This is a genomic window from Vibrio sp. 2033 (genome assembly GCF_033339735.1).
This window is the reverse complement of sequence record NZ_JAWOVC010000219.1, coordinates 1-832: the sequence shown is the minus strand read 5'-3', so window position 1 is coordinate 832 and position 832 is coordinate 1. Positions and strand designations below refer to the sequence as shown.

General features: G+C 46.6%; 1 protein-coding gene. It reads right to left on the bottom strand.

The features are described 5' to 3' along the window. Positions 1 to 162: 162 nt before the first annotated feature. A partial coding sequence (locus tag R7P74_RS25685; protein ID WP_318123469.1) for an ATP-binding protein occupies positions 163 to 832 on the bottom strand: 670 nt, incomplete at its 5' end.

Genomic DNA, 832 nt, shown 5'->3' with positions numbered 1-832 from the left:
GCCGAAGCTTCAACGGCCGAGGGAGAAACCATCCACAATATGCCATTCCCAGTGACGGCAGAAAATGTCTACTCTGCTATTCTAACCGCTCATCAACTGGGTCAATAACCCAAATAACTTCAAACGAGTTTGAGTCCCAAAAGGCAAGCCAAGGTTTGCCTTTTATGTTTCAACTGACTTATCACTTCCATTGACACCTGCCGATGGCAACATCAAAACAAACCGCGTCTTTTCTTTATCTGATGTTACTTTTATCTGTCCTTCATACGCCTGCACGATAGATTGGGTAATCGACAAACCTAGCCCTGCACCTACGCTACCTACATGTTGGCGAGATTTATCTGCGCGATAAAAACGGTCGAAAAGGTACGGTAAGTTTTGCTCGGCAATGGTATCACCTTGGTTGCTGACCGATATCGTCACCTGTTCATCAACCGCTTGAACGTCAATCACAATGGTTGAATCAGCATACGCATGACGAATCGCGTTGGAGAGCAAATTGCCCACTGCACGCTCAAACATGTTTTTGTCCATATAGAGCTGACCGTCGCCTGAACTCACGATTCGCACCTCGGCATCTTCGGCCAATATTTCAAAATACGCGACCAAGCGGTCGATTTCCTCCCGCACCGCAAACACTTCGTCATGGCGATGAATGAGCTTGTTTTCAGCCTTGGCAATGTAGAGCAAATCGTTGATGGTTTTCGTGATGCGGTTGAGTTCTTCCAACGTTGAGGCAATCGCATCCTGATACTCTTCAGGCGTTCGACACGCACCTAAAATGACCTGATTTTGCGTAGTAATGTTGGTGAGTGGCGTTTTTAACTCATGT